At 37.1% G+C, this 15,942-nt stretch carries 17 protein-coding genes and 1 pseudogene; 8 read left to right on the top strand and 10 right to left on the bottom strand.

Going from position 1 to position 15,942, the window contains the following annotated elements:
• Positions 1-42 precede the first annotated feature (42 nt).
• From Q0252_RS03625 to surE, 4 genes and pseudogenes are all read right to left on the bottom strand, one after another.
• Entirely contained in the window at positions 43-1,083 is a 1,041-nt protein-coding gene (locus Q0252_RS03625; protein WP_297983915.1) for a GMP reductase, read from the bottom strand.
• Between the two features lie 213 nt (positions 1,084-1,296).
• Positions 1,297-1,692 carry a DoxX family protein gene (locus Q0252_RS03620; RefSeq protein ID WP_297983914.1) on the bottom strand — a complete coding sequence of 132 codons (396 nt, stop codon included), beginning with the start codon at positions 1,690-1,692 and terminating at the stop codon, positions 1,297-1,299.
• Between the two features lie 14 nt (positions 1,693-1,706).
• Positions 1,707-1,835 (bottom strand): annotated as a pseudogene (locus Q0252_RS03615) (DUF4256 domain-containing protein); the annotation flags it as partial.
• 2 nt (positions 1,836-1,837) lie between these two features.
• Entirely contained in the window at positions 1,838-2,605 is a 768-nt protein-coding gene (gene surE, locus Q0252_RS03610) for a 5'/3'-nucleotidase SurE (protein ID WP_297983913.1), read from the bottom strand.
• 127 nt (positions 2,606-2,732) lie between these two features.
• Here surE and Q0252_RS03605 point away from each other — a divergent pair, with 127 nt between their 5' ends.
• The 4 genes from Q0252_RS03605 (at position 2,733) to Q0252_RS12290 (ending at position 6,558) form a co-directional block, all read left to right on the top strand.
• Complete coding sequence (locus tag Q0252_RS03605) at positions 2,733-4,853, top strand: carboxy terminal-processing peptidase (protein ID WP_297984053.1); 2,121 nt, start codon at positions 2,733-2,735, stop codon at positions 4,851-4,853.
• 92 nt (positions 4,854-4,945) lie between these two features.
• The gene (locus Q0252_RS03600) at positions 4,946-5,698 is read left to right on the top strand and encodes an SDR family NAD(P)-dependent oxidoreductase (RefSeq protein ID WP_297983912.1); all 753 of its coding nucleotides are present in this window, start codon (positions 4,946-4,948) and stop codon (positions 5,696-5,698) included.
• Positions 5,699-5,707: 9 nt separating this feature from the next.
• Complete coding sequence (gene tsaB / locus Q0252_RS03595) at positions 5,708-6,385, top strand: tRNA (adenosine(37)-N6)-threonylcarbamoyltransferase complex dimerization subunit type 1 TsaB (RefSeq protein ID WP_297983911.1); 678 nt, start codon at positions 5,708-5,710, stop codon at positions 6,383-6,385.
• 68 nt (positions 6,386-6,453) lie between these two features.
• Entirely contained in the window at positions 6,454-6,558 is a 105-nt protein-coding gene (locus tag Q0252_RS12290) for a hypothetical protein (RefSeq protein ID WP_367174817.1), read from the top strand.
• Positions 6,559-6,751: 193 nt separating this feature from the next.
• Here the strand turns inward: Q0252_RS12290 and Q0252_RS03590 are convergent, their stop codons facing one another.
• Positions 6,752-7,264 carry a DUF6646 family protein gene (locus Q0252_RS03590; protein ID WP_297983910.1) on the bottom strand — a complete coding sequence of 171 codons (513 nt, stop codon included), beginning with the start codon at positions 7,262-7,264 and terminating at the stop codon, positions 6,752-6,754.
• Positions 7,265-7,500: 236 nt separating this feature from the next.
• Between Q0252_RS03590 and Q0252_RS03585 the strand changes: the two genes are divergently transcribed.
• Positions 7,501-7,719, top strand: coding sequence for a hypothetical protein (locus Q0252_RS03585; RefSeq protein WP_297983909.1), 219 nt, complete (start codon positions 7,501-7,503; stop codon positions 7,717-7,719).
• A 58-nt stretch (positions 7,720-7,777) separates the two neighbouring features.
• Here the strand turns inward: Q0252_RS03585 and Q0252_RS03580 are convergent, their stop codons facing one another.
• Both Q0252_RS03580 and Q0252_RS03575 read right to left on the bottom strand, forming a co-directional pair.
• Entirely contained in the window at positions 7,778-9,022 is a 1,245-nt protein-coding gene (locus Q0252_RS03580; RefSeq protein WP_297983907.1) for a PQQ-dependent sugar dehydrogenase, read from the bottom strand.
• A gap of 98 nt (positions 9,023-9,120) precedes the next feature.
• Positions 9,121-9,501 (bottom strand): hypothetical protein, encoded by a 381-nt coding sequence (locus Q0252_RS03575; RefSeq protein ID WP_297983906.1) that lies wholly within the window; start codon positions 9,499-9,501, stop codon positions 9,121-9,123.
• A gap of 37 nt (positions 9,502-9,538) precedes the next feature.
• Here Q0252_RS03575 and Q0252_RS03570 point away from each other — a divergent pair, with 37 nt between their 5' ends.
• The 3 genes from Q0252_RS03570 (at position 9,539) to Q0252_RS03560 (ending at position 13,773) form a co-directional block, all read left to right on the top strand.
• Complete coding sequence (locus Q0252_RS03570) at positions 9,539-11,053, top strand: S41 family peptidase (protein WP_297983904.1); 1,515 nt, start codon at positions 9,539-9,541, stop codon at positions 11,051-11,053.
• A gap of 275 nt (positions 11,054-11,328) precedes the next feature.
• A complete protein-coding gene (gene uvrB / locus Q0252_RS03565) occupies positions 11,329-13,320 on the top strand; it encodes an excinuclease ABC subunit UvrB (RefSeq protein WP_297983903.1) in 1,992 nt (663 codons plus the stop codon).
• Positions 13,321-13,323: 3 nt separating this feature from the next.
• A complete protein-coding gene (locus Q0252_RS03560) occupies positions 13,324-13,773 on the top strand; it encodes an NUDIX domain-containing protein (protein WP_297983902.1) in 450 nt (149 codons plus the stop codon).
• Here Q0252_RS03560 and Q0252_RS03555 read toward each other — a convergent pair whose 3' ends face one another.
• From Q0252_RS03555 to Q0252_RS03545, 3 genes are all read right to left on the bottom strand, one after another.
• Entirely contained in the window at positions 13,774-14,028 is a 255-nt protein-coding gene (locus Q0252_RS03555; RefSeq protein WP_297984051.1) for a DUF3820 family protein, read from the bottom strand.
• Between the two features lie 13 nt (positions 14,029-14,041).
• Entirely contained in the window at positions 14,042-15,124 is a 1,083-nt protein-coding gene (locus Q0252_RS03550; RefSeq protein WP_297983900.1) for an AI-2E family transporter, read from the bottom strand.
• An 82-nt stretch (positions 15,125-15,206) separates the two neighbouring features.
• Positions 15,207-15,926: a hypothetical protein gene (locus Q0252_RS03545; RefSeq protein WP_297983898.1), complete on the bottom strand. Its 720-nt coding sequence runs from the start codon at positions 15,924-15,926 to the stop codon at positions 15,207-15,209.
• Positions 15,927-15,942: the final 16 nt, after the last annotated feature.

Raw genomic sequence — 15,942 nt, 5'->3', positions numbered from 1 at the left:
ACCTAATTTCGGTTGGATTTTTGTTCTATAAGATTATAATTATCAATCATTAAACACTTGATTTTCCTGTTCCTGAACGCGGATAAAAGTCGTTCTTTTCGACAATTCCCGCAATTCACTCGCACCAACGTAAGTACAGGTTGAACGAACGCCACCCAAAATATCTTTCACGGTTTCGGAAACTTTTCCTTTGTAAGAAACTTTCACGGTTTTTCCTTCTGAAGCTCGATATTCAGCAACTCCTCCGGAATGTTTATCCATCGCCGTTTTCGAACTCATTCCGTAAAAAAGTTTGTATTTTTTACCATTTTCTTCTACCATTTCACCACCGCTTTCGTCGTGTCCGGCAAACATTCCGCCCAACATCACGAAATCGGAACCGCCACCAAAAGCTTTCGCTACATCTCCGGGAACTTTGCAACCGCCGTCGCCAATAATATGTCCTCCTAAACCATGAGCTGCATCGGCACATTCAATAATCGCGGAAAGTTGAGGATAGCCAACGCCGGTTTTTACTCTCGTCGTGCAAACAGAACCTGGTCCAATTCCAACTTTAATAATATCTGCACCTGCCAAAATCAGTTCTTCCACCATTTCTCCGGTTACCACATTTCCTGCAATAATGGTTTTATCAGGGAAATTTTTGCGCGCTTTCTTCACAAATTCTACAAAATGTTCGGAATAGCCGTTGGCAACATCAATGCACAAAAACTGAATATCAGGATGTTTTGAAATAATATTTTTGATTTTTTCTTCGTCTGCTTTTCCGGTTCCTGTGCTCAGACAAATATATTCGTAGATGGATTTTGGTTGTGAATTCAAAAATGCTGTCCATTCGTCTTCAGTATAATGTTTGTGAACGGCTGTGATGATTTTTTCTTCCGCTAAAGCAACGGCCATTTCAAAAGTTCCAACCGTATCCATATTTGCGGCAATAATTGGAACTCCTGTCCAGGTTTTTTCAGAATTTCTGAATTTGAAAGTTCTTTCCAAACTCACTTGAGAACGCGATTTTAAAGTGGAACGTTTCGGACGGAACATCACGTCTTTGAAACCTAATTTGATATCGTATTCGATGCGCATTTTTTAATTTTAACTGGTGCGAAAATTACAAAAAAAAGCCGAACTCGAAAGTCCGGGTTTAACCACAAAAGACACAAAAGTTTTTACTTTTTTTGAAATGTGAGTGAAATTCTGCTTAAAGATAACTAAGAAAAATTTGGATTTGAAACTTATGCAATCTTTTGAATTACGTTAATCATTACATACTCTTTTGTACCTTTTGTGGTTTTAAATTTATCTTCTGTGAAGCGCTGCCAGAGCAAATGAAGCAGCAGCTGCGATGAAAACCGAGTAGTCCAAAGGCGCTTTGATGTTAATGAAAACAGCCATACAAATCCCGAAAGTCAGCAATAAACAACCGCTTATTCTTGCAAAAATGGAAGTTCTATAATTGGTTAAAAGCAAAACCGCCAGAAAAATTTCTATTAACGTCGCTACCAAACCTGCAATATTGGCCATTTCCCTCGTAAGAAAAGGCATTAAAGTATGAGTGTAATCTATAAAATTGTTCCAGTTTCCCCAGGTAGACATTCTTTTGGGCCAAACTCCGAAACGGTCTGCAACATCAGAAAAATATCCGGCACTTAAGGACAGCCGGAGAAACCATTCAATTGTTCTTTTTTCGGACATAGTTATTGTTTCAATTAATTTTTTTTAATTTTTATCAATGCACGGAAACCTCTTGCAGCGTAATAAGAATCTGCACCGTTATGATAGGTGAAAACCGTATTATATCTTCTGTCGCAGAACAAAGCGCCTCCTAACTTCCTGATTTTTATGAATTCAATTCTTCCCCTAATTGCTGAAGATATTCGTGTGCCGTTAAGTCGAACTTTACCGGAACAACAGAAATATAACCTTCTGCAAGAGCTACTTCATCAGCATTTTCACTGGTATCCATATTGTTGAAATAGCCGGAAAGCCAATAGTATTTTTTTCCGTGAGGATTTACTCTTTCATCAAAACTTTCTTCCCATTTTGCATCGGCCTGTTTACAAACGCGGATTCCTTTAATTTCAGATTTTTGAAGTTTAGGAATATTTACATTAAGCACAATTCCTTTCGGCATCGGCTTTTCGAGACATTTTTTTACAATATGCTGAATGTGTGTTTTGGCTTGGGTAAAATCTGCATCCCACGCAAAATCCAGCAAAGAAAAACCAATCGCCTGAAGTCCTTCAACACCAGCTTCAACAGCAGCAGACATCGTTCCCGAATAAATAACATTGATGGAGGAGTTCGCACCGTGATTAATTCCCGAAACTACAATGTCCGGTTTTCTCGTCAATAGTTTATCCAAAGCGAACTTCACACAATCGACAGGAGTTCCGCTTAAAGCGTAATCTTTTTGTGGACCTTCCAGATTTATTTCTTCAAAAGTTAAGGTAGAATTGATGGTAATTGCGTGTCCTTTTCCGCTTTGAGGAGAGTTCGGAGCACAAACAACAACTTCGCCGATTTCGTTCATGAATTCTACAAGATTTCGAATTCCGGGAGCTGTAATTCCATCGTCATTGGTCACTAATATGAGTGGTTTTTGCATAAAAATCAGTGTTTTTTACAAATTTAGACAAAAATTCAGCTTTCATAATAAATAAGGTATTAAATTTGATTCCTTGTAAATTCGTGTAACAAAACGGATTTATCGTTAACTCATTGATAATTAAAAAATAAATATGAAGTTTAAACTTAATAGATTACTCCTCTTTATTCCGCTTACTACATTGATGTTTTGCTTCAATTCTCCTCAAAACGACGACGAGAAAATGCAGACGATTATGGTGAGCGTGAAAAACACTCTTTCTTATCTTCACTACAGCCCAAAACCGATTAATGATGCTTATTCGCAAGAAGTTTACACGCATTATTTCGAATTGGCAGATCCTGCGAAAAGATACTTTTTACAAAGTGACATGAATGAGTTTGCGAAACATCGAACCAAACTGGATGATTATCTGAACCAGGGAAATTTGGCGTTCTACAAACTTACTGTGGACAGACTTTTCCAAAGAGTGGACGAAATTGATAAGATGACCAAAGACATCTTCAGCAAACCCATTGATTTGAATGAAGATGAAACTTTGATTTTGGAACCAAAACTGAAAAAAGTTCCTGCAACTCAACAGGAGCAGTACAACGAGTGGAAAAAATACATCAAGTACAATATCCTTCAGGAAATTGAGTCTTTGAATGCAAAACAGGAATCTCAGCAAAAGAAGAAAGACTCTATCATTAAATATAAACTGAAAGATACCATTAAAGTTCCCAATCTTACTCCTGAGCAGAAAAGAATTAAAGCTACGGAGGAAGTGAAAGACCTTGTGACAGATACGTTTACAAGATTTAAGAAGAGAAAGAAAATGGATTGGTTTACGGTTTATATGAACGCTTATACAGAAGTTTTCGACCCGCATTCCAACTATTATTCTCCAAAAGACAAAGAAGATTTTGATACCTCTTTCACAGGAAAAGTTATCGGAATTGGGGCAATTATTCAGGAGAAAAAAGGCTATCTATATTTGGGACCTTTAACAATCGGAGCTCCGGCTTGGAAATCAAAACAGCTCTCGGAAGGAGATAAAATTCTGAAAGTGCGTTCAAAACCAAACGAAGAACCTGTAAATGTGGTGGGAATGCTTTCTGATGAAGCCGTTCGTTTGATTCGTGGGGAAAAAGGAAGTCAGGTTACTTTAACAGTAGAGAAAAAAGACAAAACCATCAAGGAAGTCACAATGATTCGTGAAGAAGTCGCTATTGAAGATACTTTTGCAAGATCAATTATTGTAAATGCTCCGAACGGTAAAAAATATGGGTTCATTAATTTACCGGGATTTAACGCAGATTTCGAAGATGCAAAAGGAAGAAACGCATCAGATGACATCAAAAATGAGTTGGTAAAACTGAAAGCTCAAAAAATTGATGGAGTTATCCTCGATTTAAGAAATAACGGTGGTGGTTCTTTAACGGAAGTTGGCGATATCATGGGATTATTCATGAATGAAGGGCCTTACGTGCAGGTAAAAGACGGCAACGGCAAAATTCAAACTTTAAGAAATAAAACCAACGCACCTCTTTGGACAGGACCTTTGGTGATTATGCAGAACGAGCTTTCTGCTTCGGCTTCAGAAATTTTGGCAGGAGAAATGCAGGATTACGGAAGAGCTGTAATTGTTGGTTCTCCGCAGTCCTTCGGAAAAGGAACGGTGCAGACTTTTGTTGATTTGAACAGATTTTTGAACACCAACGACGATTTCGGTTCTTTGAAACTGACGATTCAGAAATTCTACAGAATTACAGGAGAATCTACGCAGAGAAAAGGGATTGAATCCGACATTAAAATGAAAGACTTCTTCACCTATTCTGAAATTGGAGAACGTTACGACGATTACGCTTTGCCATGGGATAAAATTCCGGCAGTTAAATTCCAGCCCCTAAATTACTTCAACATCGGAGCTTTAGAAAAATCCAGTGCGGCAAGGATGGCAAATAATAAAAATTATCAGTTATTGCTCGAATCTGCACAATGGAAGGAAGCTTTGGATAAAGAAGAAACGATCACGCTGAATTTGGCGAAATTTAATGAGCTGATGAAGAAAAGAAAAGAACAGATTAAGAAATTCAGTGCATTAGATAAATATGACAACAGTTTGAAATTCGCACTTTATCAAAGTGATTTAACAAGAGAAAAAACCGACGAAGCTTTCAAGAAAAAATCAGAAAACTGGGTAAAAAATCTTAGAAGAGACCTTTATCTTCAGGAAGCTGTAAACGTTATTTCAGAAATGAAATAAACACTTTCAGTAACAAACAATAATCGCTAAATTTATGGTTCGAAAAAATCAAAGTTTAGCGATTTTTTTATTTCAAAATTCAAAACAAATCAATGAAAACCATCATCATTACCGGAGCTACTTCCGGAATTGGTAAAGCCTGCGCTGAAACTTTTGCAAAACAGGGAAACCGCCTGATTCTTTGTGGCAGAAGAACAGAAGTTTTAGAAAAAATTAAAAACGAACTTTCTCTACAAACGGAAGTTTATACTTTGAAATTTGATGTCCGAAATTTTGATGAGGTAAGTTCTGCAATAGATTCTCTTCCGGGGAATTTCCGAAACATTGATGTGTTAATCAACAACGCAGGAAACGCACATGGTTTGGATCCACTTTCCGAAGGAAGCATTGATGATTGGGATGCAATGATGGACGGAAACGTGAAAGGCTTGCTGTATGTTTCCAAAAAAGTTATTCCATTGATGAAGGCTCAAAAAAGCGGACATATTGTGAACATCAGTTCTGTTGCAGCACGTCAAACCTACACGAATGGTGTGGTGTATTGCGCTTCGAAAAAAGCAGTGGATGTTATTTCAGAAGGGATGCGTCTGGAACTCACAGAATTTGGTATCAAAGTTACAAATGTTCAACCCGGAGCTGTCGCAACAGAATTTTCGGAAGTACGCTTTAAGGGCGATAAAGAAAGAGCAGCAATGGTTTACGCAGGTTATGATGCCTTAAAGGCAGAAGACATTGCAGATACTGTTTCTTACTGTGTAAATACACCAAAACACGTTACAATTTCCGACATCACGATTTATCCAAGCGCACAAAGCGAGCCGCGAACTATCCACAGAAATGCTTAATTTTGGACGATGAAAATTTTACACCTCGAAACCTCTTCCAAGAACTGTTCTGTTGCTATTTCTGATGGTAAAGAACTGTTGTGTCTTTGCGAAGAAGTTTCCGAAAATTATAAGCAGAGCGAATCTTTGCACACTTTCGTAGAGTGGGCGCTGGAAGGCGCAGAAATTTCTCTGAAAGACTTGGATGCGGTAAGCCTCGGAAAAGGACCGGGTTCTTACACTGGTTTACGGATTGGAGCTTCTGCTGCGAAAGGATTTTGCTTTGGTTTAAATCTGCCACTTATTGCGGTGAATTCAATGCAAACGATGATAGAGCCTTTTGTAAATCAAGGATTCGACGTAATTGTTCCGTTGATTGATGCACGAAGAATGGAGGTTTATACTGCAATTTACGATGGTAAAACTGGCCAAGAAATTTCGGAGACGAAAAGTTTGGTGTTGGATGAAAATTCTTTCAGCGAACTTTCGGGAAAGAAAATTCTTTTTGTTGGCGACGGCGCTGCAAAAACTCAGGAAATCATCAGTGTTACTAATGCTGAATTCAAAAATGAAATCTATCCTTCAGCAAAATATTTAATGCAAAAATCGGTAGAGAAATTTAACGCAAAAGATTTTGAAGATGTGGCGTATTTTGAGCCTTTCTATCTGAAAGATTTTCATGGGGTTAAAAAAATTAAAAATCAGTAAACCTTTAAAAACATATTGAGCGACAATAATCACGGAACGGGACATATTATCCAAAGCATAATTGTAATCTGCTGATTGTTTGTGCAAAAGGATTTGCAGATTTTATGACGAAATCCCGCGCAATATTAGCGGAAACCATTCACTCTTTTGCAGATTGTGCAAACCAGGCTTAACTTCTACAAAGGACAGTGATTTAATGGAAATCGCAAGCATAAAAAAACGAGGCTGTCTCAAAAGTATTGAGAACAGCCTTTTTTCTTGATTTTACTCGTATCCCTATACGAGAGATGTTTTCATATAGAAGAATCTCAACCCATATCATTTACTTTTGAGACATCCTCGTTCTTATTTTGAATAAAAAAATTCTTATCTTTTTGTAATGTCGAAAGAAGCTCCAACAGCGATGTTGAACTGGTTGTTCAACAACTCATAACCTACAGCATCTTTGTTGAATCTTGCGATTGGGAACTGTGCTTCTGCGAAAAGACCGAAACCTTTATCAAAGAAAACTCTTGTTCCAACGTGTCCACCAAAGTTTTTAAGACCTAAATCTAAACCTGGATAGATATCGAAATTGTGAGGAAGACCAATAACATCACCAAGGTGAGCGTTTGCTCTTGCTTTAGCATCAAATCTGTCTCCAGCTTCAGGAGTTCCAAGGCCGTCGATTTCTTTTACTCCAAGAAGGTAACCAGCCTGAGCTCCGATAGAGAAACTATCTCCTAAACCGTAATCCAAAGAAGCCTGAATTCCTGTTCCACCATCCTGGAAGTTAGCTCCAACCTGAGCTTTTACATCTCCCTCTCCAATAAAAGCATCAGTTTGAGCAGTAGCCAATCCGAACATTCCGAAAGCTGCAGCTAAAATTAACTTTTTCATAATTTCTATTTTTTTAAAAATTTACAGCGGCAAAGATAAGTATATTGTTTTTAATGAAAATTTGCAAGTAAAATTATGATTTATGAAGGAATCAAAATGTACAAATATTAGACGTGTCTTCAACAATAACAGAATTTAAATCAAAAAATTTCCAATTTTGATGATAAAAATTAAAGAATTTAACATTTTCTTTAGATTTAAATTACCTTTGTTTTGCTTTTAATGAATAAACTAAGATGAAAATTAAACATTTGAGTATCCTGTGTTTCTTGGCAGGAGCAGTTTCGGTACATGCACAAACTGTAAATTATACGGTAACGAAAGAAGGAAATGTAGATGAAGTAGTGCTTACCGGAACCAGAAATAAAAAAAGAACAGTAACTAATACTCCGGTTCCCGTTGATGTTATCGATATTAAACAGTTGAGCCAAAAAACAGGTCTTCACGAGAATTAGTTTTAAATTCTAAACAAACCTCAATAAAAAACGCTCCAATTTGAAGCGTTTTCTTTTTTTATTTCTTCGAAATTCGGTAAAGTTTTCCACTGTCGGAAACCGTGTAAAGATGTCCGTCGTTTCCATTCAAAACATCACGAAATCTGTCTTTTCTGTCGGTCAACAGCCATTCTTCTCCCACCACTTTATTATTTTGAATAACCAAACGGATGATTTTTTCGCCACTCAAACATCCTATAAACATATTGTTTTTCCATTCGTCAATAGTTCCGGTATAAAATGTGATTCCACTCATCGAAATTGATGGATCCCAATAATAAACAGGTTGTTCTGTTCCGGCTTTTTGGGTTGTTCCGTTGTTGATTTTGGCTCCGCTGTATTCAATGCCATAAGTTACATCACCCCAACCATAATTTTTTCCTGGTTGGATGAGGTTAATTTCGTCGCCACCTCTTGGTCCCATTTCGGCTTCCCAGAGTTGCCCTTTTTTGTCCAAAGCCAAACCTTGCGGATTTCTGTGTCCTGTTGAATAAATATGTGGTTTCCAGCCAGCCAGATTTGGATTTCCAGGAGCTGGCTCTCCATCTTTTGTGATTTTTAAAACTTTTCCTAGATAAGAATCTTGTTTTTGCGCATAAGGTCTGGTTTCCAAATCTGAACGCTCACCAGTGCTCACGAAAAGATTTCCGTCTTTGTCGAAAACAAGTCGGCTTCCATAATGTTTATCACCATTATACGAAGGCTTTGCGCGGAAAATCACGTACGGATTTTCAATAGTTTTTTCATCTGCTGAAAGTTTTCCTTTTCCTACAGCGGTATTATTTTCATTAAAAACAGTTTCAGAGAAAGAGAAGTAAATCATTCTGCTATTGGCGAAATCCGGATCTAAAGCAACATCCAAAAGTCCGCCCTGTCCTTTTGGATCAACCTGCATATTTTCCAGGCCGGTCACTTTTGTAACCGTTTTTCCGTCTTTAGAAATAATATTAAAAAAGCCCGATTTTTCCGTTACCAAAAATCTTCCATCAGGTAAGTTGGTAATTCCCCAAGGTTTTCCTAAAGAAGTATTTAGGACATCAATAACGTATGGTGTTGAGGTTTTAACACCGGCAATTCTGGTTTGTCCTGCGAAAGCAGATTTGTATTCAGGTGAATTTTTTTCTGCAGTTTCAGGGTTGGGTAAATTTTCAGTATTGGTATTGGTTTCCGTACCATTTACGGTTTCTGTTGTTGCTGTATTTCCACCGCAGGATCCTAAAAAAAGAACTCCCAAAAGAGGCCAGCTATTGAATAAAATTTTCATAAAAAAGTCTTTGTGATTGTAAAATAAGCAACAAAAACCATTCCTCATGGAAAAAAGAAAGAGCAGAATACGCTGCTCTTTTTATAATCTTTTTGATGTTATTTCGTTTTCAGTTTAAAGTCAACCGCTTTATAAACATCAGTTGTATCTGTTTTAAAGATGAGTCCATTATCTTTTTTGGAAACTTTCGGTTTAAAGCCAAAAATTTTCTGAGACTGCGCAATTACGTTTACATGGTACTTAAGACCGGATTTACTGTCAGCTGAAATGGTTTGTTCAATATTGTTTAAAATTACAGCCGCAGGAACAATACTGTCATGGCTGAGTTCAAAATCTACGTAATAACCCTTTTCGGTGCCGGCATTGTAGCTTTGGTATGTTGGATTATGGATTTTTGGCAGTATATTTGTTTTACAGGAAACGCTAATTAAAGCTAAAGGCAAGAGGAATAATGCAGGTTTTAAAAAGCTGGTTTTCATTAGATTAACTTTTAATTTTGTAATACTATTATTTGAAATGAAAATAAAAAATTTTATGATTTGTTTGGGTGCAGCAGCTTTAACGCTTACTGCCTGCTCCAGAAACGAAGATACAACTCCTGCGCCAAATCCTACTCCGGTAGCCAATGAAATTAATGATTATGTTTGGAAGGCAATGAATTCATGGTATTATTGGCAGCCTAATGTACCCAACTTGGCAGATTCTTTTAAAAATTCGTCGGGTTATGTTTCTTTCATTAACGGAAAGACACCGGATAAATTATTCTACAGTTTGCTTTACAATTATGGAACAACAGACCGTTTTTCGTGGATTGAAAACGATAATGTAATTGTTGATGCTGGAAAAAGTGCAGAAGTGGAACCAACTTCAGGACTTCATTACGGACTTTATCCAAAAGACAATAATGCAACAGCTTATGTTGCGTTAATCAATTACGTTTCACCGGGTTCACCGGCTGAAGCAGCAGGAATTAAAAGAGGAGACGTTATTACGAAAGTAAACGGCTCTGTTTTAACAGCTAGTAATTATAATCAGCTTGAAACAAGTCAATTTACCATTACAAGAGCTGCAACTACAACGCTTACTTCTTCAGCATTAATTACAACAGATAAAATTGAAAATATTTCTTTGACTAGAGTTGAAAAGGATGAAAATCCGGTAGCTTTCTACAAAAACTTCGTTTACGGAACCAAAAACATCGGTTATTTGGTTTTCAATGCTTTTAAAGCAGATTATAATGACGAACTGAACGCTGCTTTTGCAAAAATGAAAGCAGATGGCGTAAATGAATTGATTTTGGATTTAAGATACAATGGAGGTGGTTCTTTGGAAACTGCAGTGGCTTTAGGACAAATGATCAACGGAAGTTTTACAGGGCAACCTTATACTTATCTGGATTTCAATAATAAACATAATGATGAAGACGGATGGGATTATCTAAAAAACACTGTTAATACCTACAGTCTTGTCAATAATCATCCGGAAGTTTCCGGACAAGAAGCTGTGAACAGTCTTACGCTGCCAAAAATTTATGTTTTAGTAACCTTCCAAACAGCATCAGCAAGTGAATTGACAGTAAGCAGCCTTGGAAAATATGTTAATATCACCACCATTGGTGATGAAACCGTTGGAAAATATGTTGGCTCTATCACATTGTATGATTCTCCAGCTTCCGATTATACTTCGTATGCAACGAGAAGTACAAAACACAAATGGCAACTTCAGCCAATTACTTTTGCTTACTACAATAAGGATAAGGATCCGGTTCCCACTGATGGAAGTGGTATCACACCAACAGTGAAAGTTAATCCTTATTCATTCTTCAATAATATCAAAGAATTTGGAGATACTTCTGATCCCTCGCTTAAGAAAGCATTGGAGCTTATTACGGGACAAACAATCGGTAAAACAGCTGAAGCAAGGTTTGATAATGATATTAATTACAGAACCAAAGCATTACAGGTTAACCGAACCAATACTGCTAAAGGTCTTTATATTCAGGATTTTTCTAAATATAGAAACCAGAAATAAAAGTTTTCGAAATTGATGAAAACGGCAAAACATCTAACTACAGAGCGGAAGGAAGTAATGAAGCGCTAAACAAAGAAGCTCTTCGAACAATAAAGGCAGTTAACGAAAATGTCGTTTGGAAACCGGCAACTGCAAACGGGTTTGCGATAAAATCATTTTATAAACTGCCGTTTGCTATGAGTTTTACAAATCAGAGCAATTCTAAGTAGGATTTAAAAGAAATAATTCATGAAGAGCAGAATTTTCTGCTCTTTTCTTTTTTGTATTTTTGACGTATGAATTTTAAACTTCACTCAGAATTTAAACCGACAGGAGACCAACCGACAGCAATTAAAAAACTCACGGAAGGTCTTGAAATTGGCGAAAAATATCAGACACTTTTGGGTGTTACCGGTTCCGGAAAAACCTTTACCGTTGCGAATGTTGTGAACAATATTCAAAAACCAACCATTGTTTTGGCGCACAACAAAACTTTGGCGGCGCAACTTTTCATGGAGTTTAAAGAATTTTTCCCGGATAACGCGGTGGAATATTTCGTTTCCTACTACGATTATTACCAACCGGAAGCATTTATTGCTTCAACCAATACGTATATCGAAAAAGATTTGTCCATCAATGAAGAAGTGGAAAAATTGCGTCTTTCTGCAACTGCAAGTTTGCTTTCGGGAAGAAGAGATGTTCTGATTGTTGCTTCAGTTTCGTGTATTTACGGTATCGGAAATCCTTCGGAGTTCAATAAATCTCTAATTTCTACTGAAACCGGAAGCAAAGTAACAAGAACTGCTTTCCTTCATGCTTTGGTTAACGCTTTGTATGCTAGAACCTTAAATGAGTTTCAACGCGGTACGTTTCGCGTAAAAGGGGATGTTGTAGATGTTTTTCCTGCGTATTCGGATAACGCAATCCGTGTTCAGTTTTTTGGTGATGAAATTGAAACCATTCAGAGTTTCGACCCGGTTTCGGGAAATGTAATGTCGAATTTTGAGCAGATTCAGATTTACCCTGCAAATTTATTCGTAACGACTAAAGAAACGATGAACAACGCGATTCGCGAAATTCAGGACGATTTGGTAAAACAGGTAGATTTTTTCACAAATATTGAAAAACCTTTAGAAGCAAAACGTTTACAGGAAAGAACCGAACTCGATTTGGAAATGATTAAAGAACTCGGCTACTGTTCCGGAATTGAGAATTATTCGAGATATATGGACGGAAGACTTCCGGGGTCCCGACCTTTCTGTCTGCTCGATTATTTTCCTAAAGATTATTTGATGGTGATTGACGAAAGTCACGTTACAATTCCGCAGGTTCACGCAATGTACGGAGGTGACAGAAGCCGAAAAGAAGCTTTGGTGGAATACGGCTTCAGACTTCCGGCTGCGATGGACAACCGACCTTTGAAATTTGAAGAATTTGAAGGAATGCAGAATCAGGTTATCTACGTTTCTGCAACTCCGGCAGATTACGAATTGGAAAAAACCGGCGGAGAATATATTGAACAGATTATTCGTCCAACCGGACTTTTGGATCCTGTTATTGAAATCCGACCAACATTGAATCAGATTGATGATTTAATTGAAGAAATCCAAAAAAGAGCAGAAGTGGACGAGCGTGTTCTCGTGACGACTTTAACAAAGAAAATGGCCGAAGAACTCACGAAATATTTCACGAAATTCGGTATTAGAACGAGATATATTCACTCCGATGTGGAAACTTTGGAGCGAATTCAGATTATGCAGGATTTGCGGGTAGGATTGTTTGATGTTTTAGTGGGTGTAAACCTTTTGAGAGAAGGTCTCGATTTGCCTGAAGTTTCTTTGGTGGCGATTTTGGATGCCGATAAAGAAGGAATGTTGCGTTCCCGACGTTCAATGATTCAGACCGTTGGTAGAGCTGCAAGAAACGTGAACGGAAAAGCGATTATGTACGCCGATAAAATGACGAATTCGATGCAGAAAACCATCGACGAAACTAATTATCGCAGAGAAAAACAGCAACAATACAACGAAGAAAATAATATTACACCAACGCAGGTTAACAAAAAAATTTCTGAAGCTTTGGTGGGAAGGTCAAAAGATTTTCCGGATGAAAAATACACGCAGAAAGAAATTATGCGCGAAGTTGCTGAAGCCAAAGCAACTTACGGTTCCGAAGATATAGAAAAAATGATTACCGTTAAACAAAAGGAAATGGAAGCTGCTGCAAAAAATTTGGACTTTATCAAAGCTGCGAAGTTGAGGGATGAAATTGCTGCATTAAAGGCTTAATTCATGAAGAAACTTTTGCCTAAATTCGGAGCTCCTATTTTTAAATTTTTTTGGAAAGTTTTTAAACCACAAACTTTAGGTGTTCGCGCCATTCTCATTAAAGAAGACAAAATTTTATTAGTAAAACACACATATTCCAACTCATGGTTTTTGCCTGGAGGTGGAATGAAAAAAGGTGAAACTTTCGAAACTGCTATCAAAAGAGAACTCAATGAAGAACTTGGAATAACAGTTCAAAATTTAAAACTCCAAGGAATTTATAATAGTTTCTTTGAAGGCAAAAACGACTCAATTTTTGTGTTTCTTAGCGATAATTTTGAAATTTCAGGCAAAAAAGATGCAGAAATTGATGAATTTGAGTTTTTTGATTTGCCCGAAAAAACTTCACCCGGAACTCGAAAAAGAATTGCTGAATTTGTAGAGGGAAATTCTCCTTATCACGGAATGTGGTAGTTAGAATTTATATGTTTTTTTCTTTGGCTTCTCGTAATTTACCTCACCACGAATCGGTGTCAGCAAATCCGTTAAACCGTTAATTTTTATTTCGTAAACGGTGGAAAGCTGCATCCCCAGTTTTCCTTTCGGGAAACCGCCGTTTCGCATAAACCATTCCAGATACGAAACCGGAAGGTCGGCCAAAGTTGTTCCTTCGTATTTTCCGAAAGGCATTTTTACCACGCAGATTTCTTTCAGAATTTCTGGATTTATTCCATCTTCCATCTTAGATGCTTAAATCAATTTTTTCTTCTATTTCTTTAGGCTCAGGAAGAATAATTTCGTTGCTGTCATCAGAAAATTCATCTCTGTAAACCTGAATTAAAAGCACCGTAATCGAAATTAAAATCGGCCCGAAAATCAAACCCATAAAACCGAAAAGGTTCATCCCCATGATAATTCCGAAAACGGTATTCAAAGGATGAATATTTTCTAATTTTTTCAACAAAGTGAATCTCAATAAGTTATCGGTTAATCCAACGGCAATTAAACAATACGCCGCCAAACCTAAACCTGGACCCAAATTTCCCTCTGCAATCATAAAAATACAAACCGGAACATAAACAATCGCTGCTCCCACAATCGGAATCATGGATGCTGCAGCTGTTAGTGCAAATAGTAAAACCGGACTTGGTGCTCCAAAAATCAGGTAGCCAATTAACGCAACCAAACCTTGTCCAATCGCTACAACCGGAATTCCAATCGCATTGGCCACCACCATTTTCTGAATTTTTTCGCCTAAAAGATTAACGTTTGCTTTCTTTAGAGGAGCAGAACTTCTAACCAGTCTTTCAAAAAGTCTTGGTTTTTCCAGCATGAAATACAGCATAAAGTACATTGAAATGACAACCGTAAACGTGTTGAAAGTCGTACTCAGAGCTTCTGTGGAAAATTTTCCGGCAGTTGCTTTCAGTTTGTCCATATTCTCCTTGCTCAGAATATCGATTTTCACTTTTTGGAAAACAAAATCGTTTATTTTATCAATAAAAACATTGAATTTTGCCATGTAAGCATTGGCATTTCCCAATTTTTCAATCAGTAAATCTGCGATAAAATAAATCGGAAGAATCAGCACAATCAGCGTTCCTAAAATAATCACCATCGATGCAACCCAAGGTTTCCAGTTCATCACTTCCTGAAGATAGAGGTTGTATTTTCTCGTAATAATATAGAGCGTAATTGCTCCAAGAATCGATGGAATGAACATCGAAAGGTTCCACCCAATAAGTCCTATAAGAACAATAATGATTAAAATCAGGATAACCTGTTTTATTTTTTCCTCGCTAATCTGCTGTTTTCGGTGTGGCATTTTTAGATGTAATTATTTGTGATTCAGCCAAAATTACAATAAAAAGCATTGCACTTTTTATATTTTTAACTAAAAAGATTACTTAATCCATTTCTCGGAAAAAGTTTTTGTACATCGCATAAATCATCGCATTCCAAAATGGAAATGTAAATAAAGCGCCAATAATGGAAAAAATTCCGATGTAGCGGAACAGAATGGCCACTAAAACGCAGACAAAAACAGTAATGAAATTTCCTCGCAAAGCTTTGATAGTCAATTGAATACTCTCCATAATTCTTTTGTCCATAAAAAACATGAGCGGCGCACAAAACAGTGTTACAAAAACCCACAAAACAGCAGGAATTAACAAAAGCTTTGCATATTCGAAGATGATGTACCAAAATAGGAAGAAACTTGCGTAGATGAAAAAATTCGTTCCGTTGTAACCGGCAAAAAGGTCTGCGAAATTTATTTTTTCCTTCAAATCAATTTTGCGGAAAATCTTCATCAAACCTAAATTGAGCGGATACAGAAAGGCGAAAACAGCCAAAAGTACATACGAAAATTTCATTGCTTCTCCGGTCTGCATAATTTCTTGTGCCGCAGTTCTGTAAGCGGTTGGATTTTTCAAAGCAAGAGGAAAAATATCTTCAAATTTCTGAAGCAAACCGTACTTCATCCCGAAATAATACAATACGATAAACGAAACCGAAAAGTAAATCAGCGAGAAAATAATATTGTACATCAAAGTTTGATTCCAGTAAGAAAATGCCTCCTTCAAAATTTTATCGATGCCGGTTTTATGCGGGTAATCTTGTTCCATTCCTAATAAATTTATG

The sequence above is a fragment of the uncultured Chryseobacterium sp. genome, from assembly GCF_936933875.1.
Classification (GTDB): Bacteria; Bacteroidota; Bacteroidia; order Flavobacteriales; family Weeksellaceae; genus CAKZIK01.
Note: the sequence above shows the minus strand (reverse complement) of the source record. Positions and strands in the feature narration are given on the sequence as shown.